This is a genomic window from Nostoc sp. UCD121 (genome assembly GCF_014222285.1).
GTDB lineage: Bacteria > Cyanobacteriota > Cyanobacteriia > Cyanobacteriales > Nostocaceae > Nostoc.
Map to the genome: position 1 here is coordinate 1 of NZ_JACKZS010000131.1, position 22,300 is coordinate 22,300.

Here is a 22,300-nt window from a genome sequence, read left to right on the forward strand (position 1 = left end):
GACAACTACTTTGCCCCCTACCTCGTCTACAACTTCGCCCCTCTGCAAATACAGAGTCCGGTACGGGTCAGCATGGGCAACTATAGAACCAACGCCAATAGTGTCTGGTTGAGAGAATGCGTTCTGGAGTGTGGTAATTGAATCAGTCTCTTGGGTTGTTAATTCCGCCCAATAGTCCTGTTTGATTACCTCATACTCTTGGGCAACATCCCAATAGTCCTGCCAAGTACACCCAGGTTTAGCCAGCACTGTCCTAATATCACTAACCGCCTGGGGCAACATTTCCAATTGCTCGGCTCGATAGGCGATCGCAGTTAATGTTGGTTCACTTCCCAGAATTATCGCCGCAGCTTCAAGCGCCTGGGTATTGTTCATTGCACTGGCAAGATTCTTCAAAGCCATACCCATCAGCCGTAGACATTCTTGGGCGTTCTCCTTGGGTGGTTCCTGGGCTAGTGATCGCAAATCAATAGTTTTCTCCAAGGCTTGCTTTACCTGCTTGTTTAACGCTTTGGTCGCTTGCTGGGTCATAGTATTTCCCCACTGTTGAGAAGGGCGCTGTTCTACAGCGTGTTCCAAATCCTGAATGCGCTGGTGAAGTTGCTGATTCTCAGTCTCTAGCTGCCGTAGCGATTCCATCTCATCTAAACGCTGCTGTAACTGGATATTCTGCTCCTTCTGCTGCTTGTACAGATTTTGCAGAGATTGAATTTGCTCTTGTACCTGGGCTTCGGCCCTAGCCCCTGCTTCTGCTTGTAGCCCAATCCTCAATTCCTGCTCTAGACGCTCTAACTCTTGCTGGTGTTGCTCTTTAATTTGGGCAATTGCTTCAGTATATTCTGGTGGATAAGTCTGCTCTCTGGGAAAGGGGACGCTGGCAGCATCTAAATCAGCATTGTTGATCAGCAGCCTCTCACCATCAGCAAAGGTAACAATCTGTTGCCAGCGATTTGGTGCGTCTGCCTCAATTACTCCTGATTCACCATAACGAGGATGTTTTGGTGATAAGACAGTCACAGAATTACACAATTGCGTATTGGGGTTTTCGGTTTTTGTGGCGCGTTTAACCGTTGGCGCAACCTGTTGTACTGCTTTGGCGAAGTCTGCGGCAGTGGGGAAGGGTTTTTCCTGAGCAGCGATCGCAACAGCTTGTTCTAACTTATCGGGAGTTTTGATCAGCTTGAATAAGGGTCGTGTTTGGGACGGTTTGGTAATCTTGTCTTTGAGTGACTCTGGTAGGGTATCTCTTACCTCTGAAGCAGAGAGCAAATCCCTTACCCGACGATACCCACCGTATTTGATTAGCTCCTTTTCACAATAATCTTCAAAGCTTTTGTAGCCAGCATCGAGGTAATAGCAGTTTTCCCGCATCACTCGCAACTCTTCTATTGCTTGCCATTCAAAACGGTTAATGGCGGTGAAAGTGTCTTGAATGCTGGTGTTGAGAACACTGTAGTCGAGTGCTGATGTGGTTTCGGGTTCTAGTGTCAGCATGATTGTTACCCACGTTTGGTAAATGCTTGTCCTGTATCAACCAGGGAGTGCAATTAGCAGCAAAGTGAGCAGTTGGCTGATTTTGGATCTGACCAAAAATATGTCAACATCGTAATTAGCTCACTTTGTAGTTCACGACTTGAGCAAGCGATCGCAGTGCTTTGCCGGCGGCGATCGCTTTTAGTATGCGGCAGTGTAATAGTTAATCAGACTGCTCGTTTTCTACTCCATTGCCGAATTGCCTGACAAGGTAATCTAATACTGCTCGGTCTAATGTCACTTCTATTCGCTCTAGCCGTCTATCTTGATCCATTATCTTTCTCCATGCTAGGGGGATTGCCTCTCTTTTGTATCGATTTTACAATACAAGTATTGTAAAAGCTATATACCCCCTAAAAAAGACTTAACCCGCCTGATCATTGGCGGGTTTGTCTTTGTTGAGTAGTTCTAGTAGTTGAGCGTGAGTTTGCCTGAGAGATTCGTTCTCCTCTCTCAGGCGGCTGATTCCCCCACTAATCGATTGTTCTCAATGCCAACTTTTCTCTCAACTTCTTCCAATCGCTTGATTACCTCTGTTAGGTCTTGCGGTTTTTCAGTGGACTTCAAGTAATCCTCAATAAACTGTTTAAGAACAGCTGATACCGTTCTACCTTCAGATTTCAGTTGTTGACTGAACGCTTCCCTAATCTCAGGGTCTATTTCAAACGAGATAAAAGTCCTTTGTTTTTTTAAATTAGCCATACACTTCTTCAGTCCTTACACCCTAAATTTACTCTTGCTCAAACTTGTATTGCAAGGTATTGAATAATATGTATCGTAATGTATTGACAAGTATTGCTTTAAAGGTTAAAGTAAATACAGAATAACAAAAAGCGATCGCCCCAAGCCTGGTAAGCAGTGCGATCGCCTTTGTTCCTAAAAAGGAGATTATTATTATGAACTACTTTGCTTATTCACAGCAAGCACCAAGAAGCTTTCACTGCAATACAATAGACGAGCAAGCGATAGCCCAAGCAGAACTATACAGCCACCTCGAAACCCAAGCCGAAGCTGTAGCCCCAACCCAAGATCCTCTCACCAGCAGAGATCGCCGCATCATTGGTGAGATTATCGAAGTCGAACCCGAATCAGTTCGCACAATCTGGATCGAAGGCGGAATCACAGTATGGGTGCAGTTAGTCGGTGGGGGACGACTACCCTTCGACCGCAACTGGTTCGCTACAAGAGTTGCAGAAGTCAAAGCGAATCTACTGGAAACACCCCTGGAGCGCAACGAGCGATTGAGCGATGAGCTAGAAAAAGCCTGCACTGTTTTTGGTCTGTATCACGGAGAGATCAATTGGCTCTCGTTCAGCACCAAACTCTACCGAGACGGGCATTTTGTTGGCTTCGTCGGGTGCAATCAACAAGGGTGGTACGCAAGACCAAGACAGTACGGGGTGAATCGGGTTGCTGGCAGTGCAAAAGATGTGATTGCATCGTTGGGAGTCCGAACGGCAGTAGCGGCGTAAGTTGCTGAAGGGGAAAGGCGATTGCTGCCCTAAGACAAGAGCAATCGCTCCTACAACTGAATTCATGATAATCCGAATCATGACACAAAGTACAGCAAGTAACCTCTCACTTAAAATAGATGATTGCCACGGGAGAATTCTCCTAACTGCTACAGATGCGAATGCAGAGGTGTAAGAAATCCTCAGTACTGCAAGTGAGAAAGGCGATTGCGTACCAAACATCTGCAATCGCCACCTAAACGAAATTTAGACAATCCAAATCATCATGCCACACAGACAATGATTACCACACTTTCTTTTCAAGAAGCCCAGTTAGATGAATCAACAGAGAAAATACTCTTACCTCCAACCGACCCCAACGCAGAGGTGCAAGAGATTCCTGGCTACAAGCTGGTTTACGCTGACGGAGCTTGCCCCAGAAACTATCGAGTGTACAAGGGCGATTCGATGATTGGGGTGATATTTCAGTACATTACGCACTGGTCTAACGGAGTAGATTCTCTTCGATACACCGAGCCGGTTGATGCAGCAGTTGGGTTGGATGACTTCATGAAGGTGGCAAGGGTATTAAAAGCGGCAACAGAACAACCAGCCACGGAAGAAGAGTTGCTAGATAGAGAATTCGATGCGCCAAGTGAAAGATTTGTTGCAGCCTAAAGAAAGGGGTGGGCGTTGCTGCCCACTTCCTCAATAAGACTGTTTTACTTACATGACAAATATAGCAATGTCACCCATAGAAATCCTACAAGAGTTCAACTCCTGCTACTTAAAGATTCAGGCGATCGCTCAAGATGAAAATTGGCTTTTGTTGATTGCTGATAAAAAGATTGATCCAGAAGCAGCAACTCATTTGGGTGATGTTCTGCACTATTTGGATCAAGCGATGGGTTGTGTTGAAGAAGTCGTTGAAGTCAAGTTTAATCAGGAGGCAAAATAATGCAACCAACAATCACCATTCCACACGGTTGGAAATACCCCCGCTTCACTTTAGGACAACGTGCAGAACAGGGAATTATCATCGGCATGAAGTATTACCCAATCGATAGTCTTTTAGCTTATGAATACGATGAAAGCTGGCGTTATTTAGTCATGCCTGACATGAATTCCATTGAAGAGAAAAATCACTTAGAGAACGAGATTAAATTGCTCAAACCGCAGGAATTGAAAACACTTCTAGAAGCAGAGATTAAAAAGCGACTATATCAAATCGAGGTGCTGAAATACGAGTTAAAAACAATCCCCGGCATTGTCATACATAACTAAGTCGAACACTGTCCAGTATCAACGCAATTTTTAACAACAACAACACAATTATGGAAACCATCAAAATCAACAACAGCGTCTTTCTCATTCCACCCAGCCAACCGAAACTACAAGCCAATTGCGCTAAAGAATATGGTCAATTCTTACTTGATTGTCCCTCAAAATTAACAATTCTAGAAGCACAAGCAGGAGGATATCTCAAAGGTAACAAGGCTGATTTTTCAATCGCAATCTCACGCCCTGACCGCTTACTCACAATCAACGAAAACTTTACCAACGAGCCATTTACTGAACTGTGGGTAATTCCTGTTACTGGCGGACTCAAAGACCAGTTTAAGGGGCCAGCCTCCATGCTGCTTAGTTTTCTAATCCACCGCCGCAGTAAAGATAATTTCGCCGGACTCTACAACCACTTCGCCCATCGCGCATTTCAATCGTGGTGCGAGGAAGGGATGCCCGGAGATCCCAAAGAGTTCTGTTATCAGGCGATCGCTAGCGTACTCAAAAACTACATTTTCTGCGCGGAGTTCCAAAAAGTGGAAGGGACGTTGGGAACGTACTGGTTTATCCAATGGTCGTACCGTAACCCACAGTCTGACTTTGAGAAGGATGCACTCGTTGCAGCAGAGATGATTCGTAGTGGTGCGGAATCTGGGGCAACAGTTCATTGGGTGACGAATGAAACTTACGAGCGCTGGGCTAGTAATGCTGTCACTGCACCAGCATTACCTCCGGTTTCGGAAACTGAGGTACGGTTATCTCTGCAAGCGCAGAATCAGACAGCTATGCCGCAAGGTAACAAGCGGTAATTAGACACTACAACGGCGATTCACCTTTGAAACCAATTCACTAAATTTCTTAATTGCGAATTGCGAATTGCGAATTGCGAATTGGTATGAGTCGCCACTAGATAAATTAGCGGTTCAAACAAGTCAATGAAAATCGGTACTGTCTCAGTTAGTTATTCGAGAAAGTTTAACTTGGGCAATTACGAATCAATCGAATTAGGTTGTTCTTTATGGGCACAAGTTGAGGATGAAGAAGATGCAGACGGTGTAGTTCAATTTCTCTATCATCAGGCGAAAGCAGCAGTTAAAGAGGCTGCAATGCCCGTGATTAAAGCGAACGAATTCCAAATCAGTAAAGCCAAATCTCAACGGAAAGTGTCAACTGATGATGGGATTGCAGAAATAGATAATTTTTGAGCAAATCAAACATGAAACAACTAACAGGTTTTACTCCCGTTGCCGCATTGCCACCATCTACTGCGGCTTCAGCTAAAAAACAACTCTTGGAAACCATTGAATGGCTCCACAAAGAAGGTGCTGCTACTGAAACCAATCTCAAACTCTTGACTGCAATTGCCGAATCAATTCTTTGCTCGGAAGAATCATACACCAGATTTTTACAATGTGGTTTTGATGCAGCGATTGAGTTTTTCGATACCAATTCTCAAAATTGGGACTTTGAAGAATCAATGTCATCACCTCATAATCCCAGGAATTGGGATAAGTACAAGCAGCTAAAACAAACATAGGCTTTGTCACTGTCATAGTTTCAAGAACATGAAAAAATCAATTTCTACACTTCTACGCCGAAAGCGAGGTGATAAAAATGCTAGTCCGATGGAACTTTAAGTTAAAGCCCTGTCAGCTTCAACAAGCAAAAATGTCGCAGTGGTTAATCACTCTCAGAAAGCATAGAAACTATGCACTTAGAGAACGAGAGATTGGATACAATACTAATAATCAGAATGCTGATCAACCAGTTAATTATGCTTTTGGTAGTTACTGCGATCTGAAAACCAGAGTTGAATATGGTGGGTATTGTCCACTAACTTGTCCCGTACTGAAACATGGTGTTATTCCAACTGATCTAAATATTGCCCTGAAAACATCGTCATCTGTTATCAAGTGGGATAGCGCTTCTAATATCCAGAAAAAAGTAACAACAAGATTAAGACATAAACTCAAACATTTTAGTGAGATTAGTACTGCTGTTTTGCAGGGTAACATCCTAAAATTAGACACTGCATTTACAAATTTTTGGCGGCATGGTAAAGGATTCCCACGTTATTTACGAACTTTAAATAGTTTCAATTACTCACCAGAACAGGTTAAACTTAAGACAATTAAAGATAATTATGCCACTGTCTATCTTCCAGGGATTGGCAATGTCAAAATGCACAATAGTCGAGATTTGACCAGTATTCAATCCGTGAGGACTTGTACTGTTAAAAGAACAGGTGGTTACTGGTTCTTATCAATGTTAGTTCAAATACCCCAAGAACTACCAAAAGAAAAGCCAATATCTCAAATCAAATCAGTAGTCGGGATTGATGTTGGTGTGAATAAGCTTGTAGCTTTGTCAGATGGTAGTTTTGTCGAAAATATTAAAGTTACAACTAACATCAAAACATCTAGACGTTTAACTATGCGTCAACGTGCCATAAGTCGCAAACGTCAGGGTTCTCAAAACAAAAACAAGGCATACGCTAGAATTGCGAGAACACAACATAAATTAGCACAACATCGAGACGGCTACAATTGGCAAGCAGCGAGTAAAATTGTCAAAACTGCTGATGCTGTTGGGCGTGAAGACCTAAACATCAAGGCGATGGTCAAACGTGCCAAACCAAAACGTGATGGCAAAGGTGGATATAAAAGAAAATGTTTTTGTCGCAGCATCAGGAGCAACGGCAATGGCGATCGGCATCATTATCGGTGTTAAAGGAGCAATTGCGGGAGAGGGTGCAAAAAGTTGGATTTCTGGCTTGTCTCTGATGCTAGGAGGAGTTGGATTGCAAACAATAGCTCTAGATCGTCTGTTGAAAACTCAAATTGAAGAACAAATCGACAGAACTTTAGACGAAAGACTCAAAGCGAAACCAAAGGCTTGCAAAGGATGCCGAAATTTTCATGGTATTGAATATGGGAAAGTAAAGCTCGTTTGTGCGATTCATCCGTATGGAGTAGAAGGTGATACTTGCTCAGATCATGAGAAGTTCGCCAGCACCAAGCAACTAACTGAGTCAAACTAAGCACTCATTGATTCCGGTTATGAACACAAAACAATTGATTCTTAAATCTGCCATTGCAGTTTTCGCATTTTCCACTATTTTGAGTGGCTCTCTCATGGTTTTTGGACAAAAGAAAACCAACTATTTCAACATCACAATACCTGCAAGCGGAGCGAGGCTAGTTTTCAGTCTCAGCATGATGGGAACTGGATTGACCATGTTTATCGGTAATCGGATTGAGGCAGCGCAATTTGAAGAATCGCTAAGACCCAGACCTGTTCCCACCCCCTGCCGAGGTTGCAAGCATTTCCACGGGGTTGTCTACAACGGCGTGCTTCTCAATTGCGCTGTTCACCCCAGAGGCTGGCAAGGTGATAAATGCCCCGATTGGCAAACATTTAAAAAATCTTTAGAGGAGTAAATAAAATGACATTCACTCTAGATAATCGCTCTCGAAACAAAGAATCGTCCCTGACGCAAGCATTACGACAGATACAGGAGTTAAACTCCAAAATTCAGGAATTAGAGCAGCAGCATCAAGATTACGTGCATCAGCAACAGAATTTAATTCCAGCCATCGCTGAAATCTGTGTTTCTCCAATGCAGGAAGTACAGGCGCTGCGGATTCTGATACACCGGGGAGAAGCAGCTTGTCGGCAGTACTTGCGTTCGGTGCTAGTCAAACAGAGGAAGGATTCTTGAAGAGGCAAGGGAGAAGAAGAATTAGTCAAACATAATTCTGTTTTCTCCCTTCCTTTTCCTAAGAAAGTTCCCTCATCACTCGCCCAGATTTTCTTCAGAAGGAATCAAACCCAATTGATGACGGGCAAGAGTTCCCTGAACGTGAAGCGCAAATCCTTTTTCCCAAAACAGTCGATGCATTTCTGACTCATTCCATCCTTCCATTGCTTGAACTCGTTTTGCTGCTTCATACAACGGCTCTGGAATAGAAACTGCGGTCTGAACCATTTTTGGTGTAGTTTTCTTAGGCATTTTCTGATCGTAAGGAGATTTATACATAACTTTACCCCTATAGTTACCTTTTTTTAACAAGAAACCTCCAAAATAAATATACTATCTAAAGGGATATAGATAGCATATTTATGCTAACCTAGAATCGCTTGACCAAAACTAAGGGTGTAGGATGCTATTGCACCTTGTATTCTAGTTTCTTTCTCTCTTGCAAGAACTGCACAAAAGCCTCTTCGTTTAGGGATTAGGACAATCTAGTTTGATTCCGAAAAGAGAAAGAAAAAACTGGAAAGTGTGATTGTAGCAGTAGCTATTACCTAACCGTAGAAATAGCCTAGAGAAGGATTTTACGATTATGATTCAGCCGCCACTAACATTTGAAGAGTTAGACCCGTTAATTTTTTGTCAGGCTTGGGGGCTGACGTATGAAGAGGCTTCAAAGTATCTAAAGATTGGAGCCAGAACATTAGCAGCGTATGCTTGTCAAGGGAAAGTAACACGTCGCAAACCATCAGCCAGAGTTAGAGCTTTAGCAGCCATACAGCATAACTTGTGGATTCGAGAAGGGAAACAACCTCAAGATTCAAAAATATTGTGAGAACAACTTAATCAACAAAGTTGTCAACTCTGTTCATTGCCTGTTATATACAGGTTTTCTAATATGTACAAAAGAAGCGCAACATTGTTGCACTTCACTGAAAGTAAAAAGCGATCGCTGCCCTGTCAAAGTTAGCTAATCGCTCTTTACCTGAGATAAGTTGTATCTGTTTGAAATTATGGCACGAAATAACGGATTTGATGCTATTAGAGACGGTCTAGGCAACGATGATAATCAGTTCAACCTCTATGCTTATGAGCATTCCAGCAGAGCATATTCCTATTCTAAAAGACTTAAAAAATGCACTGGAAAATGGACTAGATTACAAAAAGTTTGCAGGTATTGTAGACCCTGATACTTACAATATGCTCCATGCTGCTTATTGGTATGGAGACTGGGATTATTCCAAGCGTAAGAAGTAATCTGTTGTTTAGAGAGGCTTTTTTCGTAACATTAATTGCTTGAGGTGCTTGCAACATTGCAATAATGTAACACCTATGTTGCAAGCACCAATGTTACAGATGCTTGCAACATTGCACAGCAAATATCGAGCGCTAACGAACAAAATAATGTCAAAAACAGTTGTTTTAACGATATTTTTTACTTTGATGTGGAGATAAAAGAGTTTTGATGCAACAATATTGCAAGGGCAAATGAAACGATGAATCAGGATAGTTTACATGATGTCTTGGCGCACATCAAGAAAGATCCAAAAATGAATGATGCATTTTTGGATAATTTGTTATCAAGAAAAGAGTGGAGTAATATTCTGGAGATTAATCGTATAACTCTTTGGAGATGGGAAGTAAATATTATAAATAAGATTCGTCCCTTAAAAGCCAGCTATTACGAAACAGGAAAAAGCTGTCGAAGTAACTACCTTGATGGATACCAAAGGTTTCTATCAGCAACTATATTTTTTCTCATGAAGGGTAAGAAGTCCGAAGAAGTCAAAAGACTTCTAATTACAAATTTTATGCATTTACGCCGTGAAGATTTTGAACAATGGAGGAAGAAAAATAATGTTTACTAGAGAACAAGTAGTCGAATATTTCAGCGATCGCTACAGCGATGTGCAAGTGATAGAAGCACTCCGAATCATGCGTGACCACGGGGCAGATGTTGACCCCGAAGGTGATGAGTTTAGCCCAGATATTACAGAAGAGTTGGAGAAAGTGTTTGAACTTGCAGGCGCAGCAATTAATAGTCAAAAGCACTTGCCAGCATCAGAACAAGAAGCATCAGCGATTCAACAAGCAACTAACATGGCGGCTAGTATTATCCCAAACCTCAATCATCAGATGATGGCAGGGATGATTCGGGTGGTGATGAGTGGTGCGGTAGCTCAAGCTAATGCTATAGCAACATTAGAAGCAAAGGTATTTCAGAGGGCGTTAGAGCATAGCAGAAGTGCAGTTGCTAATTCTTTCCTTGAGCAAACACAGTACAGCACTGAATACTTGCGTTCACTCTCAGACAACGATGGACAAATAAACAAACTGCTTGCTGGTTATGGTGTAGAAACAGTAGACGTTGATGCGTTTTTGAGTGACGTTAAATCCCTTACGCCTCAAGTCAAATCTGATGTAGAGAATTTCTTGTTAAAAGCCCCTGCTGATAACACTTTTAGTATTGATGCTTTTTTAGAGGATATGGGGCAATGAATACTACCAGACTTTGGAGGAAGCACAAAACATCAATTGTATTTGGCACGTTAATTGGGGCATCTTTGGTTTATTCCTCTGGTGATATTCAAAGGAACATGGGAGCAATCACTGAAATTAAGCAATCCATTGCTCAAAACTCCAAGCAACAAACCATCCTGGAGCAACAACTTGAATTAGAGAAACAACAAGCGGCTATTGCTGATTCCAGGTATGAATCTGGATGTCTGCCAATTGTGGCCACAGTCTACCCTCATAAATACGTGACGATTGTCCAAGGAAAGGTAATCTTTGACCGGATCACACTGAACCCTTTACCGAAAGGAACTGTAGTCTGTGATGCCAACGGTAATACTGGTGTGATTGCTGATAGGGGAGAAGTGGAGGCGATCGCTTTTACAGGTAACAGAGATTTAGTTGCCACTAGGCTTAAACGCTTTCGCGGTGGTACATACAGCCAGCCGATAGATTCAGGAGCAAAATGAATTTCACAATGCCCAAAAATCAGAATGGACAAGCAAAAACTAACTCCTGGCTACGGCTTTTATATTGGGGGTTAGTAGTAGCTGGCATCTGGTTCGCCTATTTGAACATTCAGCCTTATGAAAGAGCAGTATCTTTTTTAGGAGCTAAAGCCACCAGTAGCGCATTTATTTCTCTGGTCGCTTCAATCCCTCTGCTCAACGGAATTGCAGCAATATTTTCAAAGAGTCTTTCTTGGATACTCGGAGCAATACTTTGGAGCGTAATTCAAATTATTGAAATACTGCCCCTGATTCTCTATAACAATGAAAAGTTTATAGAGAAGATTGTTACCGAGGCTGATGGGCGTTCCCGCTATCACGAAAAAGATACTGATGATCCCACTCTCAAAATGCTCAAACGCACATACAATCATCTCCCAATCTCTGTTGTCAGCAACTTAGAGGTGTTGAAAATCTTTACCTACACAGTTGATTTTCTAATTTGCCTTACTGTTTATTCGCCTGTAGCTAGCGGTAAAATATCTGACTTAATATTTATTTTGGCGACAGGGCAGTGGGGGAAATTAGACTACGGTAATTTGGCACTAGCGCTGATTACGTTGTTTGCAATTGAGGTAATAGTTTCATTAATCATTTGGGTAGGTAAATTGTCTTACGCTATTAAACCCTAGCGAACAATAAGTTAAGTCCGGGGGCGTAGTCTTCACCCGGATTTCTCCCTTACTCGCTTTAATACTAGATTTTTATAAAAAAATATGAATATGACACGTTTTGATATTAATAAGACTCAAAGAACCCCGGAGCAATGGAGCGCGATCGCTTTTAAGTCCACTACCGAAAACAACATTCAATGGAATATTGCTCTTGGGTTGATTGTGGCAGCAGTTGCAGCTTCGGCCACCTCGCCCCTGACTGGAGCGCTGATTGCCGGATGGACACTATATAGTAGTCTTAAAAAAGCTCAATGTATTCAACGAAATCAAGCAGCGATTAGAGAATATGGCTGTATTGCTCATATTCTCGACGGTGATGATTTTCGAGGCTATGTTCAACAGGTTGGTCATGATTCTGTGAACAAAGAGCTACAGTTTGCTAGTAGTCAAGAGTATAATTTTTCAAACGCAGCAATCGATTATATTGAGGATGCATTACAATCTACTCAATCATTAAATCAACCATTCTTCTCGCTAACTTCTTCTAATTCCCTGCAAGAACCCACATTCCTCCCACAACAATCTAATTCGCATTCTACTGAACTCGCAAGTACTAATACATCATCTTCAGTTCACAATCCCACGCACATTATAGACATAGTTCGAGAAATTGCTTCACCTATCCGTAATTGCATTATTTTTGGAATTGGTGGAAGCGGTAAAGGAATGCTGGTTGCTAATGCCCTACGTCGAATCAAAGCCGAAAAGCCAAACCGCAAAATCTTTTATATTGACCCCAAAAATGAACCATCTGAATATGGTTACACAGAGGGTGTGGTTGACGTTGTTCGGCGTAAAAAATGCAAAAATGAATCCCCAGAAAATATTTGTAAATGGATGGATGAGGTACTTGATGGAACTGACGAATCAATCGGTTACATCGAATGGGCTAATAATCAAGAAGAATCGTTATTAGTTATTGATGAAGGTTCCACCCTTGGAGACGCTGCGAAAAAATGTCGAAACGAGCGCATTGGCACATTGATTTTGCATATTTCTTCACTTGGTGGTTCTAGCAAGGAGAATGTTTGGCTACTTGCTCAATCTCCTTATGTTGGGCCACTAGGATTAAATTTATCAGCTACTAGCCAAATTACGGCAGTTGCCATCATTTCAGACAAGAATACTAACGTTTTAAAACAGTGGAAAAAGTCACCGATTCTCGAAATGATTGATTTAGAGAGAATAAACACTTTAATTAAAGCCTCACCTTGTAACCGCGCTGTGTTCTTTGGCGGTAATTCCACATGGGGTGCAATGCCAGAATTGCCTAATTACTCTGCTCTTGATCGGGACAACGATAAACCAACAGGAGATTCATTATCAACAGGACAACGGCAACAGTTGAGAACATTTACTGCCATACAAAGAAGTCCTTCTCAACAGATGATTGATAAATTGGAGCGTACACGACATCTAACACTTGAAGATTTTATCGTCAAAGAATTGGGAGAAAATGAGCGTGCTGATGAATTAAAAACAGCAATTCTCACACTTATCCGTCAAACTGACCATCAAGGATTAATTTACAAATTTAAAATTGATGTTTGATTGATGTTAATTGCAACCTGAATCTTAAGAATTTTCTTCACCTCTGCCTCGAATGTCACTAATTAACCAATTCGACTCACGTAATGCGTAAATCCTTAAATAAATTTGAATACGCTAGTAACTGGTCAATTACTTGCCGTCGTGTCTATAAGCTGCAACCGCGCTGCACTAATAATCCCTGGCACGGACGCGCTACTGTTGTACATCACATCAAATATAAACGCTCGTTCTTGCGCCGCTTTTTGGGAATTTTTTTACTGCATTTCCCTATTGCAAGCGTATCTGGTTACGAAATTCCCGGCTGGGATTGTGTAGGGGTATGCTCTCAGTGCCATCAGAATTACTACGGTAGAAGTAGCAACCCCACCTCAGTTCATTACCATCAAGTCTGGGTACAAAGAGGTGGATTAAATAATCATCAAACTTGGATTAAGGCTACATCTCTACGAATTAAATTTTGTTTTCTTGCATTAATTCATATTTAATCAATTTTGGAGAAATTTTAGTTATGTCAGACCTATCAATTTTTGTGTTTGAGTCTCTTGAAGTTCGCTTTGTTGGTACACCAGAGAAACCAGAATGGGTCGCTGCCGATGTCTGTGTAATTCTTGAAATTAAGAATCCAAGTGATGCGTTAGGTTCTTTCGATGAAGACGAGAGGGGTCTAGCTAATGTCTATACCCCTGGTGATGACAACCCTCAAGGACAAGAAATGCTGACTGTGACTGAGCCTGGGCTTTACCGATTGATTTTCAAATCCCGTAAACCAGTCGCTAAACGTTTCCAGCGCTGGGTTTTTCACGAAGTGCTTCCCTCACTGCGGCGTACTGGGAAGTACGAAATGCCCAAGCCAAACCAACAACAAAATATTAAACCCAGTCTTGATGAACTCGTTAACTTTGGGCAAAAGATTCTGTCTGGCACAAGGCTTAGTGCAGAACTCCAAACCATCACCATCCTTCGTGGTGTACAAGCATTGTGTCCCGAAATCACCCCAATGGCACAGGAGTTGGTCGGCGCAATCCAGGAAATTGTTGCGACTCCCGACCGACATTTGTCTCCAACCGCAATCGGTGAATTATATGCCGAACGCAACGGACTGTCCCAGCCTATCAGACCAGAAGTGGTGAATCGGATTTTAGAGTCTGCTGGATTACAGCGTAAGGAAATCGAAATCAAAACTGATAAACAGGGTAAACAACGCCAAAAGAACATCTGGCATTTGACTGAAAAAGGTAAACTCTGGGGCACTGTCACAAGAGACAAAGCCCGGACTCACGATAAAATCATTGAATATGTCCGATGGTTGCCCGATGTTTTAGAAGTAATTGATTTGAGCGCAAATGAGAATTGAAAATATTTGATGAGAGCGATTACGTGAGCAAACCCAGTACTTTGGGCGATAAGCTCCCCCTCAAGTAAAGGCTATCGCGCAACCGCTCTTTTCTTGTCCTGGGAAGATAAAAATACAAGAGTTACCGCACTAGGATTTATGAAAAATTCAGCTTATAGCTTCAGTTCATTAGTTAAACAAATAACTCAAGTCGGCATTGGGTTTTTAGTAATGCTATTGTTAACTGGTGGTCGTCCGCCTGCATTCGTAGTAAATTTAACTGCTTGTTCAAGTATTGTATTTGTTGCCTATAGTGAGGCACGGAGGCAAGCGTTGGGAAAGAATTAATCTTCAAAACATATTAACCTTCGCCCTGTCAGCTATGTTAGTCAAGTCAATAGAAAAACCAGTTCAGGAATTAAATGAAAATTTAGAACTATCCCTACATGAGATTTTTGATACTGTCTGCCAAGAGTATAATCTGAATGCTGTCGCCATAGAAGAAGCCTTGGGGTGTAAATGTCAGTTTGCGCTGATTGGTTTTATCACCACATTAAAATCAGCAGATCCAGGAAGTTATACACAGTACAAATACTAAAATGTCAACCGATAAATTTCAGCAAGAGGCTCAATCAACTTTAGATATACCCTATCAATTAAAATTAACCCGAAGCACTATTGGATTAATTGCAGATAATGGGAGTTTATTGGAAAACAGCTTGATTTCTAATATTTGATCTCCAATTGATCTTTAGCACAAATAAAAGTCGCATTTTTAACTTGCGGATCAGTGGGTTTATTTTCGGTTGGGAAATTAGTCTCACATTGAATTTTTATTGTTAATATGTCATTAGTTTTAGAGTTTACATCTGGTATACAGCACTTCTGGCAGCTATGAGGTACATCATCCTTAAAGCTAAAAGCTATGGTAGGAGAGGTGCAAGAAGAAAAACTGTATTGCATAATAGCGGGAAGCGCTGTAACAGTGACAGCACTAAGATAACTTTTAAGACCTGGTACACTCGAAACCGCATAAAAATATGTAATCTCATGTTTTTTAGGAGTATTTATAGTTTTTATTAAAAAGTTGTATTTACCTGTTTTAGGTTCAATACCTGCTTGCAAATCACTTAAAGAGGTGGAGAATCTTTCATTGTTTAAATAATAACTTTGTTGAGCGCGATTAAAGCTAGATCCGTGAATTTTTCCTACTGCTTGATGAGCTTTACAGGTCATGTTACAACCAAAAAATACCTCATAAAGTGTAAAACACACCACTACCCCATTTACAAGAATAATTATGGAACCGACAATTGTTCCAAGGAACCATAGACCTAATATCAACCTTCTTTCAAAGTTAAGATGCATAGAATAAATATGATGACCGAATACTAATTACTGTTTTAAGATTACCCATAGCAAATCCAAAGTGTATCAGTATATTGGATTTATCATTTTATATAACCTTTTTAGCCCGCTATACAGCATAGGCAAGCATCTAATAGATATAGGCTTTCTTAAGAAGGTGTTTGTTTGTAGAGTCTAATTTATTACTAGTCTTGGCGACCATGCATAAATCGCGGCTACAAAGACAATAACCGCCTGCGCGGGTTAAAAACCTTGCTTTTTCGTTAGATTTTGCTTGTGTAGTAGCGAACTATATAGCACTTCTCGAATAGGAGCAATACACTCTGGCCTCTCTCCAAACCTCTCTTTTAAAACGAAAGGCTTTGAATCTTATTTTCCTTCCCTTGTAGGGAACTACGGTGTACACACAAGTTTTGAAATCCTACCTAAAACTTGGTTTCGTTGCCATAACCTTAAAATTAGCGCGATAAATGGAGTTTCTAGTTGCCCAAAATTTGAGTATTTACGGGGCTAAAAGGGTTGAAACCTTTGCGGACTATACTTGTGTGTACACAGATTACGTGGGAGAAGGATCTACTAACAGGAGAAATTCAATTTACATGAAAGAGGATGAGAAAGTTTATATCGGCAAGGGGCTTTCTTGCCGTGAAGCTTTTCCTAAAAAGCAGGAAATACTATAAGTAAATCTAGTAAATGACAAATGAAAAATTACTATTTATATGGATACTGAACAGGATTTCTTATTTTTCAACCCTCGAATTGCTACCAAATACAATCCCTTTTATGAAGGAGAGTATTTGGTAATCCAGACTTATCCCCGTGAGCATAAGTTAATGGTTGAGCATCGCAGTTTTGATTACAAAAATGCCAAAAGACATTGCGAACTAGAAAATCTAGCTCATGACTATACATCATTTTCTCTTAGGATTTTCCACGATGGCAAACTATGGGAGGTAAACTGTGAAGGACAGCCACAAAGTATTTCTAAGCAACAGAACTGGAGAGTTGCTCAAGAATATCTAGAAGCTCATTACGCGACGCATACTGATGCTGAGGTGGTTGTATGCCAATGCAGTTACCCTTATTTTTCGTCACTCACTACTCATATTAGTAACAGTGGTGAGTCCATGACTTCGTGGCAATCGCTCACTTGTCTAGTTAGAGACTTGGGGCGAGATATTCAAACCTGCCCCAACTGTAATGCATCCTTAGCTCGAGTTGATGAATCGGAGGATGATGATTTTGATTTTGATGACCAAGTTAGCCCACCAATAGCTTGTATCGGTTGCGCTAACTATCATGGAGTTGAGTATGACGGGAATATGTTAGTCTGTGGAATTCACGCGCATGGATGGGATAATGAGAATTGCCCAGATTATCATCCATGAGATTGCTCATGATCTAGGACTCATCTGATACTTAAGATTGTAAAAAATTGACCCGCTCTCTAGTATGCCCTTCTCGAAAAGCCACTACTCAGATAGGCATTAGGCATTGTCATTGCCGCCATTAACTGGTATGTCGAAATGCAATACGTCTTCGCGATCGCCCAGCTTTGTATAAAGTTTAATAGCTGGATCGTCACCAATATCTGCCTGGACGAAAATAACATAAGCTCCATAAGCTGCTGCTACTTCTTTCAGCTTCTGAATTAATGCCGTTGCAATCCCCTGCCGTCGGTGTGCGGCAGCAACAGCTAGATCGTAGATGTAAATCTCACTGCGCTCCTGCTCGAACTTTTTAAGCTCGTATGCAGTAAGACCGCCAACGACTTCACCTTCTTTCAATGCGGCGATCGCAATGAAGTAGTCACTATCGAGCAGTTGCCGCAGGTAGTCTGTACTAGGCGGATTTCTATATGTCTCCACCTCATCGAATGCCTCGCCAAAGGTCGCTAATAGAGCTTCCATTAATGCAACGTCCTCCGGCACAATCTGTTGAATGCTTAAGTTCATAAGACCTCGCGGGATTTTCCTTAACTTTTCTTGCGCTAGTGGATCTAATAGAGTTACTGGAAATATTCTATTTAGTTGAAATTGATCTATATTAGTGGAATCAGGTTCACCAGTGAATGTACATTAGTTCATAGTTTTATTTGTTTATTAAAAGTAAGGAATAAATACTTATGTCTGATTTTGAAGCACCAAATAGACTAGACCGTATTGAAGTATTGGCTATTAGGAATACTGAAGCTATAGCAGCACTAACCAACAAAATTGATAATCTGACTGATAACGTAAATGATTTAACAAATAATGTTGACCGTGTATTAAGCCGTAGTGCAGTTTTAGATGATGTGTTACTTGAATTACATGATAGTCAAGAACAGCAACAAAGAAATTTTGAAGAACACCAACGTCATTTTGATGAACATCAAAGAACCACTAACGCTGCGCTAAATAGCTTAGAAGCTATATTACTACAATTGATAAGAATATTTCCACAATCCTAAATCAGCAGTAAAGAGAACCTACTTCTAGCCCTTGCTTTAATGTAACTATAATGTAACTATTTATTTTTAACATTTAGCAACATTGACAAAGATATTTAATCAACGCACAAGAATCCGACTAGCCTTCGTCGCCCGTTCCATTCTGAATATCAACTTTATAAGACTATTCAGTTGTTAGTACAGATGATTTGGCTAGCGTTGAATAGGGGAAACTTTATTTACAGTGCATCACTTATAGCTTATTATCTCTATAATTTGCTCTTTATGGAGTAAAATTGCATCAAATCAACCCAAAACATTTTTACTACTTTTAGAATTGGGATTATCGGTATCTTAACTTGAAGACCTTGTGGGATAATGAGCAATATTACCACGAGAGAAAAATTCTTGTTGAGGTAGATTGAATGCCTGTTACCTACGAACTTAGAGATTATCAACATCAGTGGATAAAAGATATTTGGAATTCTTGGGAGAAAGGTAATAGGCGAGTGCTTGCACAGCTCCCGACAGCCGCCGGTAAAACGGTGTGCTTTGCACATATTTCTCATAAATTCTTTGACCAAGGAAAGCAAGTTTTAGTCATTGCCCATCGGATTGAGTTGATATCTCAAGCTGCCGAAAAGCTAGAACAAATTATCGGTGAACCAGTTGGGATTATCAAAGCAGGTGTTTTGGCTAATCCTGAGCGGAGAATCCAAGTTGCTAGCGTTCAAACGTTAAGCAGACGAGAGGTATTAGAGTTACCAATGAACATTGGACTTTTGATATTAGATGAAGCGCATCATGCAACTGCTTTATCTTATCGACGATTAATTGAACATTATGAAAGCGCCCAGATATTAGGTGTAACTGCCACTCCCCAAAGAATCGACGGTCAAGGTTTTGTTGATTTATTTGATGATTTGGTTATTGGCATTGACACGGCTAACTTAATTCAATCTGGCTATTTAAGTAACTTTCGATTATTTGCAACGAATCAAACTATTTCGACTCTTGGAGTTGCAAAATCTCGTGGGGATTTTAGAGCCAAAGAGTTAGCGGTTGCTGTCACTAGCCAAATTGGTGTTAGTGAAATCCTTGAAAATTACTTTAAATATGCACGAAATCTTCGTACAGTTATTTTCGCCTGTAGCTTAGAACATTCTCGTGCCCTGGCTGCGGAATTTTCTCGTAATTATATTAGTGCCGAACATTTGGATGGCAAAACTCCCCCACAAGAGAGATTAGAAATATTGCAGCGTTTTCGCAATGGCACTACCCAAGTAATTACTAATTATGAAATCTTAACCGAGGGCTTTGATTGTCCTAATATTGAGTGCGTTTACTGTGTCCGTCCGACTGAAAGCTCTACTCTTTGGCTACAAATGCTGGGGCGGGTTCTAAGAACTTATGCTTTAAAACCAACTGCGGTGATTATTGATATTACCGATAATTGGAAAAAACATGGGCTTCCTGATGAACCACGCAAATGGAGTTTATTGCCTAAAACTATATCAGAAATACAAAACAAAGGTTTAATCCAATGTGAGCATTGCACCCATATTTTTAAACCGCTAACTGAAGAATTAGCTAATTTTAATGCCGAAGTTGACGAGAATGGAGTGCTGATTCAACATCACCAAGCTATTTGTCCAAGCTGTGGTGAAACGATTGATTTTACAACTATTGAAAGTCCTGCGAAGCCAAATTTTAGCAAAATCCGGCTTAGACAGGGTTTTAGCCTTGAGCTTACAGAAATTGACCTTTCTGTTTCTACTTACAGATTAGACTTAGTTACTGATACGATCCGAAGGCAAGGTTTACGGGGTGCGAGTCCCACTAAAATTTATAGCGCCATTTTCATCGCTTTTATTGAAAATATTACTAAATTTACTCTTGGAGATTGGCGCGAAATCGTTAAAATGGTTGAGCCATCCCAATCAGCAATTACCAAAAAAGCATGGGAACTGTACAAGGAAGCTTTTGAACGACATAAGAACCGCATCTTGGCTATGTCTTTCGTTGAACAGAAAAAGCTAAAACAACAAGGCAGTAGCAATGTGGCGACTAATGTAACGACAATAGAAGCTCTTGGGCAGTTGGAGAATAGTATATTCTGGGAACCAAAACCACAGGAAAAGTCATCTAAGTTCAAAAAGAATTTAGGCGATAGTTATTTTAAAATGAAGTACAAATCACAATGGAAAGAATCTTTAACTTACTGTTCAATGCTAACAGGTGATTTTTTAAACATAAATGCTGGGCTATTCCATGTGGAAGCTAAAGATGTATATGTAAATATCTGTATTGAGGTTAGAGAACTTCCTGGGCTGAAATCCAAACTAACAGAGATTTGTGATCCCGCAGAGATTGAATATGCCTTTACTCAAGGGTTTGGGAAGCTTGCTAAGATCATGTTTCGGTTAAGTTGATTCCCAATGTTGGGTCATAATTGAATGGCACGCTTGAAAAGCGCTAACCCATAACATTACTGCTTTTTAGGCGTGGGGTGTAAGTAGGCTTTAGGAAATTAAGAAAGAATTTGTGGGCGTTTCACACTCGTCCTCTGAAAACTATTTTATTCATGCTGTGCTGTGTGAAAAGCCATCTGCCAGAAATTATGTTCAAATTTTGCCACCATTAAAAAAGATTCTTCAGCTTGTTTTTGAATCTCTCCCTCTGCCGTTTCTAAAACCTCATCAGCTTGCTGTGACAAAAGTTTTACATATTTTGTAAAATCAATATTTCCCCACCTTTGTGCAAATTCATTGTAAGGTGCAGGCATCTTACCTGGTAGTTGCCAACCTTGATTATAGGCTAATTCAATAGCCCAAAATGCAGTTGCTTGTACAGGATAAGGCTTGTTTGCAAGACTCTGCATATATTCACAATATTCTCTACAGGTTGGTTGTTTTTTTATATTAAGATTCAGTTGTCGTTGGGTAGCTTTTTCTTGAAACCAATTGAGTTCGTCTTTAAGAGCTGCCAGTCCTCCAAGTATCACATCAAAATGTTCTGGAGGTGCGCTGGCTAATACTCGCCCTACCATCCGCGTAAATTCCACAACAAACAGATAATCTTGCATCAACCATGTATTGAATTGCTGGGGTTGAATTATACCTAATTGACACTGTTCTAGAAAAGGATGCACAGTTGCTTCTTGCCAATCTTGAGCGTGATTTTCTAAAAGAAGTTTACAGGTAATAGTCATTTTGGCTCAATAGGTATTTCGGGGAGATGGAATGGAGAGGAGCAGACTGCTAAGATGCCAACCATTCTACCTGTATATTAACAAACACTTACAGACGCTTTACAATTCAATTGAAAGTATCTACGCTCAAGAGAATTACCATTTTTTGTAAGGTAGAAATTTACCTGACATAACAATTTTCACGCGTTCGCCTTTTGGGTCTTCTTCCTTGTCTACATTCAAGGTAAAATCAATAGCACTCATAATTCCATCACCAAACTTTTCTTGAACTACATCTTTTAGTGGAAGTCCATACACCTGCATAATTTCATAGAACCGATAAATAAAAGGGTCAGTTGGAACAACAGCATCACTACCTTTTATCGGATATTTAGTCAGTTCCCTAGCATCGTCTATATCAAGCCCTAATATATCAACTAGTAACTTTGCTTCTTCAGGTGAAATACTCGCTTGACGATAAATTACAGAGGCAATCCATACTTCGTTACATTGCAATAGTTTGTTTTTAGCCGAGCGTCAAATTTCATGTTAACCCTACTATTGAGCTACAGATACCGGATTTATTTGAAGGGACGATTGAAGAAGAATTCAGCTATTCTGAAATTCAAGACTCCCGGTTCGCTTATTTTTTTTGGAGTTCGAGAAATTGCCGAAAAACAGAAAATCTAGGTGTAGCAATGGTTTTAG

At 40.7% G+C, this 22,300-nt stretch carries 32 protein-coding genes and 1 pseudogene; 26 read left to right on the plus strand and 7 right to left on the minus strand.

The genetic code is table 11. The annotated features are described in order from the left end of the window. Window positions 1-1,494 (minus strand): hypothetical protein (locus GNF10_RS23810; RefSeq protein ID WP_185607245.1); only part of this gene is annotated, 1,494 nt, incomplete at its 3' end. 72 nt (window positions 1,495-1,566) lie between these two features. On the opposite strand from GNF10_RS23810, the gene GNF10_RS23815 reads away from it, so the two are divergent. Then, window positions 1,567-1,740, plus strand: a complete 174-nt coding sequence (locus GNF10_RS23815) for a hypothetical protein (protein WP_185582804.1) — start codon at window positions 1,567-1,569, stop codon at window positions 1,738-1,740. A gap of 246 nt (window positions 1,741-1,986) precedes the next feature. On the opposite strand, the gene GNF10_RS23820 is transcribed toward GNF10_RS23815, so the two are convergent. Continuing rightward, a complete protein-coding gene (locus tag GNF10_RS23820) occupies window positions 1,987-2,235 on the minus strand; it encodes a hypothetical protein (RefSeq protein ID WP_185582802.1) in 249 nt (82 codons plus the stop codon). 194 nt (window positions 2,236-2,429) lie between these two features. Between GNF10_RS23820 and GNF10_RS23825 the strand changes: the two genes are divergently transcribed. The 11 genes from GNF10_RS23825 (at window position 2,430) to GNF10_RS23875 (ending at window position 7,989) form a co-directional block, all read left to right on the plus strand. Beyond that, window positions 2,430-3,005 carry a hypothetical protein gene (locus GNF10_RS23825; protein ID WP_185582800.1) on the plus strand — a complete coding sequence of 192 codons (576 nt, stop codon included), beginning with the start codon at window positions 2,430-2,432 and terminating at the stop codon, window positions 3,003-3,005. A 207-nt stretch (window positions 3,006-3,212) separates the two neighbouring features. Next, window positions 3,213-3,662 carry a hypothetical protein gene (locus tag GNF10_RS23830; RefSeq protein ID WP_185582799.1) on the plus strand — a complete coding sequence of 150 codons (450 nt, stop codon included), beginning with the start codon at window positions 3,213-3,215 and terminating at the stop codon, window positions 3,660-3,662. Window positions 3,663-3,714: 52 nt separating this feature from the next. Further along, entirely contained in the window at window positions 3,715-3,942 is a 228-nt protein-coding gene (locus GNF10_RS23835; protein WP_260445966.1) for a hypothetical protein, read from the plus strand. Beyond that, window positions 3,942-4,268, plus strand: a complete 327-nt coding sequence (locus GNF10_RS23840) for a hypothetical protein (RefSeq protein ID WP_185582795.1) — start codon at window positions 3,942-3,944, stop codon at window positions 4,266-4,268. Before GNF10_RS23835 ends, GNF10_RS23840 begins: the two co-directional genes overlap by 1 nt. A 50-nt stretch (window positions 4,269-4,318) precedes the next feature. Continuing rightward, complete coding sequence (locus GNF10_RS23845; RefSeq protein WP_185582794.1) at window positions 4,319-5,077, plus strand: hypothetical protein; 759 nt, start codon at window positions 4,319-4,321, stop codon at window positions 5,075-5,077. A 126-nt stretch (window positions 5,078-5,203) separates the two neighbouring features. Then, complete coding sequence (locus GNF10_RS23850) at window positions 5,204-5,473, plus strand: hypothetical protein (protein WP_185582793.1); 270 nt, start codon at window positions 5,204-5,206, stop codon at window positions 5,471-5,473. A gap of 11 nt (window positions 5,474-5,484) precedes the next feature. Next, window positions 5,485-5,805, plus strand: coding sequence for a hypothetical protein (locus tag GNF10_RS23855; RefSeq protein ID WP_185582791.1), 321 nt, complete (start codon window positions 5,485-5,487; stop codon window positions 5,803-5,805). 77 nt (window positions 5,806-5,882) lie between these two features. Next, entirely contained in the window at window positions 5,883-6,998 is a 1,116-nt protein-coding gene (locus GNF10_RS23860) for an RNA-guided endonuclease TnpB family protein (RefSeq protein WP_221643504.1), read from the plus strand. Then, window positions 6,970-7,308, plus strand: coding sequence for a hypothetical protein (locus tag GNF10_RS23865; RefSeq protein WP_185607246.1), 339 nt, complete (start codon window positions 6,970-6,972; stop codon window positions 7,306-7,308). Before GNF10_RS23860 ends, GNF10_RS23865 begins: the two co-directional genes overlap by 29 nt. Window positions 7,309-7,327: 19 nt before the next feature. Beyond that, the gene (locus GNF10_RS23870) at window positions 7,328-7,708 is read left to right on the plus strand and encodes a hypothetical protein (RefSeq protein WP_185582786.1); all 381 of its coding nucleotides are present in this window, start codon (window positions 7,328-7,330) and stop codon (window positions 7,706-7,708) included. Between the two features lie 5 nt (window positions 7,709-7,713). After that, window positions 7,714-7,989, plus strand: a complete 276-nt coding sequence (locus GNF10_RS23875; protein ID WP_185587950.1) for a hypothetical protein — start codon at window positions 7,714-7,716, stop codon at window positions 7,987-7,989. A gap of 75 nt (window positions 7,990-8,064) precedes the next feature. On the opposite strand, the gene GNF10_RS23880 is transcribed toward GNF10_RS23875, so the two are convergent. After that, window positions 8,065-8,307 (minus strand): hypothetical protein, encoded by a 243-nt coding sequence (locus tag GNF10_RS23880; protein WP_260445965.1) that lies wholly within the window; start codon window positions 8,305-8,307, stop codon window positions 8,065-8,067. A gap of 307 nt (window positions 8,308-8,614) precedes the next feature. Between GNF10_RS23880 and GNF10_RS23885 the strand changes: the two genes are divergently transcribed. The 11 genes from GNF10_RS23885 to GNF10_RS23935 all read left to right on the plus strand — a co-directional run bounded on the left by GNF10_RS23885 (window position 8,615) and on the right by GNF10_RS23935 (window position 15,201). Beyond that, on the plus strand, window positions 8,615-8,857 hold the full coding sequence (locus tag GNF10_RS23885) for a hypothetical protein (protein WP_185587952.1): 243 nt from the start codon (window positions 8,615-8,617) through the stop codon (window positions 8,855-8,857). 254 nt (window positions 8,858-9,111) lie between these two features. Then, the gene (locus tag GNF10_RS23890) at window positions 9,112-9,279 is read left to right on the plus strand and encodes a hypothetical protein (RefSeq protein WP_185587954.1); all 168 of its coding nucleotides are present in this window, start codon (window positions 9,112-9,114) and stop codon (window positions 9,277-9,279) included. A 239-nt stretch (window positions 9,280-9,518) separates the two neighbouring features. Beyond that, on the plus strand, window positions 9,519-9,890 hold the full coding sequence (locus tag GNF10_RS23895; RefSeq protein ID WP_185587956.1) for a hypothetical protein: 372 nt from the start codon (window positions 9,519-9,521) through the stop codon (window positions 9,888-9,890). After that, the gene (locus GNF10_RS23900; protein ID WP_185587958.1) at window positions 9,880-10,521 is read left to right on the plus strand and encodes a hypothetical protein; all 642 of its coding nucleotides are present in this window, start codon (window positions 9,880-9,882) and stop codon (window positions 10,519-10,521) included. The genes GNF10_RS23895 and GNF10_RS23900 overlap by 11 nt, the downstream gene beginning before the upstream one ends. Next, window positions 10,518-11,006 carry a hypothetical protein gene (locus GNF10_RS23905; RefSeq protein WP_094346019.1) on the plus strand — a complete coding sequence of 163 codons (489 nt, stop codon included), beginning with the start codon at window positions 10,518-10,520 and terminating at the stop codon, window positions 11,004-11,006. Before GNF10_RS23900 ends, GNF10_RS23905 begins: the two co-directional genes overlap by 4 nt. Beyond that, window positions 11,003-11,677 carry a hypothetical protein gene (locus GNF10_RS23910; protein WP_221644664.1) on the plus strand — a complete coding sequence of 225 codons (675 nt, stop codon included), beginning with the start codon at window positions 11,003-11,005 and terminating at the stop codon, window positions 11,675-11,677. The genes GNF10_RS23905 and GNF10_RS23910 overlap by 4 nt, the downstream gene beginning before the upstream one ends. 90 nt (window positions 11,678-11,767) lie before the next feature. Continuing rightward, on the plus strand, window positions 11,768-13,270 hold the full coding sequence (locus tag GNF10_RS23915) for a hypothetical protein (RefSeq protein ID WP_221644665.1): 1,503 nt from the start codon (window positions 11,768-11,770) through the stop codon (window positions 13,268-13,270). Window positions 13,271-13,353: 83 nt separating this feature from the next. Then, window positions 13,354-13,755, plus strand: coding sequence for a hypothetical protein (locus GNF10_RS23920; RefSeq protein WP_185587872.1), 402 nt, complete (start codon window positions 13,354-13,356; stop codon window positions 13,753-13,755). A gap of 23 nt (window positions 13,756-13,778) precedes the next feature. Next, complete coding sequence (locus GNF10_RS23925; protein ID WP_185587875.1) at window positions 13,779-14,624, plus strand: BRO family protein; 846 nt, start codon at window positions 13,779-13,781, stop codon at window positions 14,622-14,624. Window positions 14,625-14,762: 138 nt separating this feature from the next. Further along, window positions 14,763-14,951 carry a hypothetical protein gene (locus GNF10_RS23930; RefSeq protein WP_185587877.1) on the plus strand — a complete coding sequence of 63 codons (189 nt, stop codon included), beginning with the start codon at window positions 14,763-14,765 and terminating at the stop codon, window positions 14,949-14,951. A gap of 34 nt (window positions 14,952-14,985) precedes the next feature. Beyond that, window positions 14,986-15,201 carry a hypothetical protein gene (locus GNF10_RS23935; RefSeq protein ID WP_185587879.1) on the plus strand — a complete coding sequence of 72 codons (216 nt, stop codon included), beginning with the start codon at window positions 14,986-14,988 and terminating at the stop codon, window positions 15,199-15,201. 128 nt (window positions 15,202-15,329) lie between these two features. Here the strand turns inward: GNF10_RS23935 and GNF10_RS38805 are convergent, their stop codons facing one another. Then, complete coding sequence (locus GNF10_RS38805; protein ID WP_260446326.1) at window positions 15,330-15,971, minus strand: type IV pilin-like G/H family protein; 642 nt, start codon at window positions 15,969-15,971, stop codon at window positions 15,330-15,332. Between the two features lie 719 nt (window positions 15,972-16,690). On the opposite strand from GNF10_RS38805, the gene GNF10_RS23945 reads away from it, so the two are divergent. Then, entirely contained in the window at window positions 16,691-17,359 is a 669-nt protein-coding gene (locus tag GNF10_RS23945; RefSeq protein ID WP_185584365.1) for a hypothetical protein, read from the plus strand. A 99-nt stretch (window positions 17,360-17,458) separates the two neighbouring features. Here the strand turns inward: GNF10_RS23945 and GNF10_RS23950 are convergent, their stop codons facing one another. Continuing rightward, window positions 17,459-17,926 (minus strand): AAC(3)-I family aminoglycoside N-acetyltransferase, encoded by a 468-nt coding sequence (locus GNF10_RS23950; protein WP_185584367.1) that lies wholly within the window; start codon window positions 17,924-17,926, stop codon window positions 17,459-17,461. Between the two features lie 170 nt (window positions 17,927-18,096). On the opposite strand from GNF10_RS23950, the gene GNF10_RS23955 reads away from it, so the two are divergent. After that, a complete protein-coding gene (locus GNF10_RS23955; RefSeq protein ID WP_185584369.1) occupies window positions 18,097-18,423 on the plus strand; it encodes a hypothetical protein in 327 nt (108 codons plus the stop codon). A 404-nt stretch (window positions 18,424-18,827) separates the two neighbouring features. Next, window positions 18,828-20,834: a DEAD/DEAH box helicase gene (locus GNF10_RS23960; protein WP_185584371.1), complete on the plus strand. Its 2,007-nt coding sequence runs from the start codon at window positions 18,828-18,830 to the stop codon at window positions 20,832-20,834. 146 nt (window positions 20,835-20,980) lie between these two features. Here GNF10_RS23960 and GNF10_RS23965 read toward each other — a convergent pair whose 3' ends face one another. Together GNF10_RS23965 and cynS are read right to left on the minus strand one after the other, a co-directional pair. After that, window positions 20,981-21,613 carry a TenA family transcriptional regulator gene (locus GNF10_RS23965; RefSeq protein WP_185584374.1) on the minus strand — a complete coding sequence of 211 codons (633 nt, stop codon included), beginning with the start codon at window positions 21,611-21,613 and terminating at the stop codon, window positions 20,981-20,983. 135 nt (window positions 21,614-21,748) lie between these two features. Then, window positions 21,749-22,114 (minus strand): annotated as a pseudogene (cynS, locus tag GNF10_RS23970) (cyanase); the annotation flags it as partial. Window positions 22,115-22,300 lie beyond the last annotated feature (186 nt).

What these genes read in the sequence shown, in the direction of transcription:
- GNF10_RS23820 (WP_185582802.1), bottom strand. Translation starts at nt 2,235, where the DNA reads ATGGCTAATTTAAAAAAACAAAGGACTTTTATCTCGTTTGAAATAGAC.
- GNF10_RS23825 (WP_185582800.1), top strand. Translation starts at nt 2,430, where the DNA reads ATGAACTACTTTGCTTATTCACAGCAAGCACCAAGAAGCTTTCACTGC.
- GNF10_RS23835 (WP_260445966.1), top strand. Translation starts at nt 3,715, where the DNA reads ATGACAAATATAGCAATGTCACCCATAGAAATCCTACAAGAGTTCAAC.
- GNF10_RS23840 (WP_185582795.1), top strand. Translation starts at nt 3,942, where the DNA reads ATGCAACCAACAATCACCATTCCACACGGTTGGAAATACCCCCGCTTC.
- GNF10_RS23845 (WP_185582794.1), top strand. Translation starts at nt 4,319, where the DNA reads ATGGAAACCATCAAAATCAACAACAGCGTCTTTCTCATTCCACCCAGC.
- GNF10_RS23850 (WP_185582793.1), top strand. Translation starts at nt 5,204, where the DNA reads ATGAAAATCGGTACTGTCTCAGTTAGTTATTCGAGAAAGTTTAACTTG.
- GNF10_RS23855 (WP_185582791.1), top strand. Translation starts at nt 5,485, where the DNA reads ATGAAACAACTAACAGGTTTTACTCCCGTTGCCGCATTGCCACCATCT.
- GNF10_RS23860 (WP_221643504.1), top strand. Translation starts at nt 5,883, where the DNA reads ATGCTAGTCCGATGGAACTTTAAGTTAAAGCCCTGTCAGCTTCAACAA.
- GNF10_RS23865 (WP_185607246.1), top strand. Translation starts at nt 6,970, where the DNA reads ATGGCGATCGGCATCATTATCGGTGTTAAAGGAGCAATTGCGGGAGAG.
- GNF10_RS23870 (WP_185582786.1), top strand. Translation starts at nt 7,328, where the DNA reads ATGAACACAAAACAATTGATTCTTAAATCTGCCATTGCAGTTTTCGCA.
- GNF10_RS23875 (WP_185587950.1), top strand. Translation starts at nt 7,714, where the DNA reads ATGACATTCACTCTAGATAATCGCTCTCGAAACAAAGAATCGTCCCTG.
- GNF10_RS23880 (WP_260445965.1), bottom strand. Translation starts at nt 8,307, where the DNA reads ATGTATAAATCTCCTTACGATCAGAAAATGCCTAAGAAAACTACACCA.
- GNF10_RS23885 (WP_185587952.1), top strand. Translation starts at nt 8,615, where the DNA reads ATGATTCAGCCGCCACTAACATTTGAAGAGTTAGACCCGTTAATTTTT.
- GNF10_RS23890 (WP_185587954.1), top strand. Translation starts at nt 9,112, where the DNA reads ATGAGCATTCCAGCAGAGCATATTCCTATTCTAAAAGACTTAAAAAAT.
- GNF10_RS23895 (WP_185587956.1), top strand. Translation starts at nt 9,519, where the DNA reads ATGAATCAGGATAGTTTACATGATGTCTTGGCGCACATCAAGAAAGAT.
- GNF10_RS23900 (WP_185587958.1), top strand. Translation starts at nt 9,880, where the DNA reads ATGTTTACTAGAGAACAAGTAGTCGAATATTTCAGCGATCGCTACAGC.
- GNF10_RS23905 (WP_094346019.1), top strand. Translation starts at nt 10,518, where the DNA reads ATGAATACTACCAGACTTTGGAGGAAGCACAAAACATCAATTGTATTT.
- GNF10_RS23910 (WP_221644664.1), top strand. Translation starts at nt 11,003, where the DNA reads ATGAATTTCACAATGCCCAAAAATCAGAATGGACAAGCAAAAACTAAC.
- GNF10_RS23915 (WP_221644665.1), top strand. Translation starts at nt 11,768, where the DNA reads ATGACACGTTTTGATATTAATAAGACTCAAAGAACCCCGGAGCAATGG.
- GNF10_RS23920 (WP_185587872.1), top strand. Translation starts at nt 13,354, where the DNA reads ATGCGTAAATCCTTAAATAAATTTGAATACGCTAGTAACTGGTCAATT.
- GNF10_RS23925 (WP_185587875.1), top strand. Translation starts at nt 13,779, where the DNA reads ATGTCAGACCTATCAATTTTTGTGTTTGAGTCTCTTGAAGTTCGCTTT.
- GNF10_RS23930 (WP_185587877.1), top strand. Translation starts at nt 14,763, where the DNA reads ATGAAAAATTCAGCTTATAGCTTCAGTTCATTAGTTAAACAAATAACT.
- GNF10_RS23935 (WP_185587879.1), top strand. Translation starts at nt 14,986, where the DNA reads ATGTTAGTCAAGTCAATAGAAAAACCAGTTCAGGAATTAAATGAAAAT.
- GNF10_RS38805 (WP_260446326.1), bottom strand. Translation starts at nt 15,971, where the DNA reads ATGCATCTTAACTTTGAAAGAAGGTTGATATTAGGTCTATGGTTCCTT.
- GNF10_RS23945 (WP_185584365.1), top strand. Translation starts at nt 16,691, where the DNA reads ATGGATACTGAACAGGATTTCTTATTTTTCAACCCTCGAATTGCTACC.
- GNF10_RS23950 (WP_185584367.1), bottom strand. Translation starts at nt 17,926, where the DNA reads ATGAACTTAAGCATTCAACAGATTGTGCCGGAGGACGTTGCATTAATG.
- GNF10_RS23955 (WP_185584369.1), top strand. Translation starts at nt 18,097, where the DNA reads ATGTCTGATTTTGAAGCACCAAATAGACTAGACCGTATTGAAGTATTG.
- GNF10_RS23960 (WP_185584371.1), top strand. Translation starts at nt 18,828, where the DNA reads ATGCCTGTTACCTACGAACTTAGAGATTATCAACATCAGTGGATAAAA.
- GNF10_RS23965 (WP_185584374.1), bottom strand. Translation starts at nt 21,613, where the DNA reads ATGACTATTACCTGTAAACTTCTTTTAGAAAATCACGCTCAAGATTGG.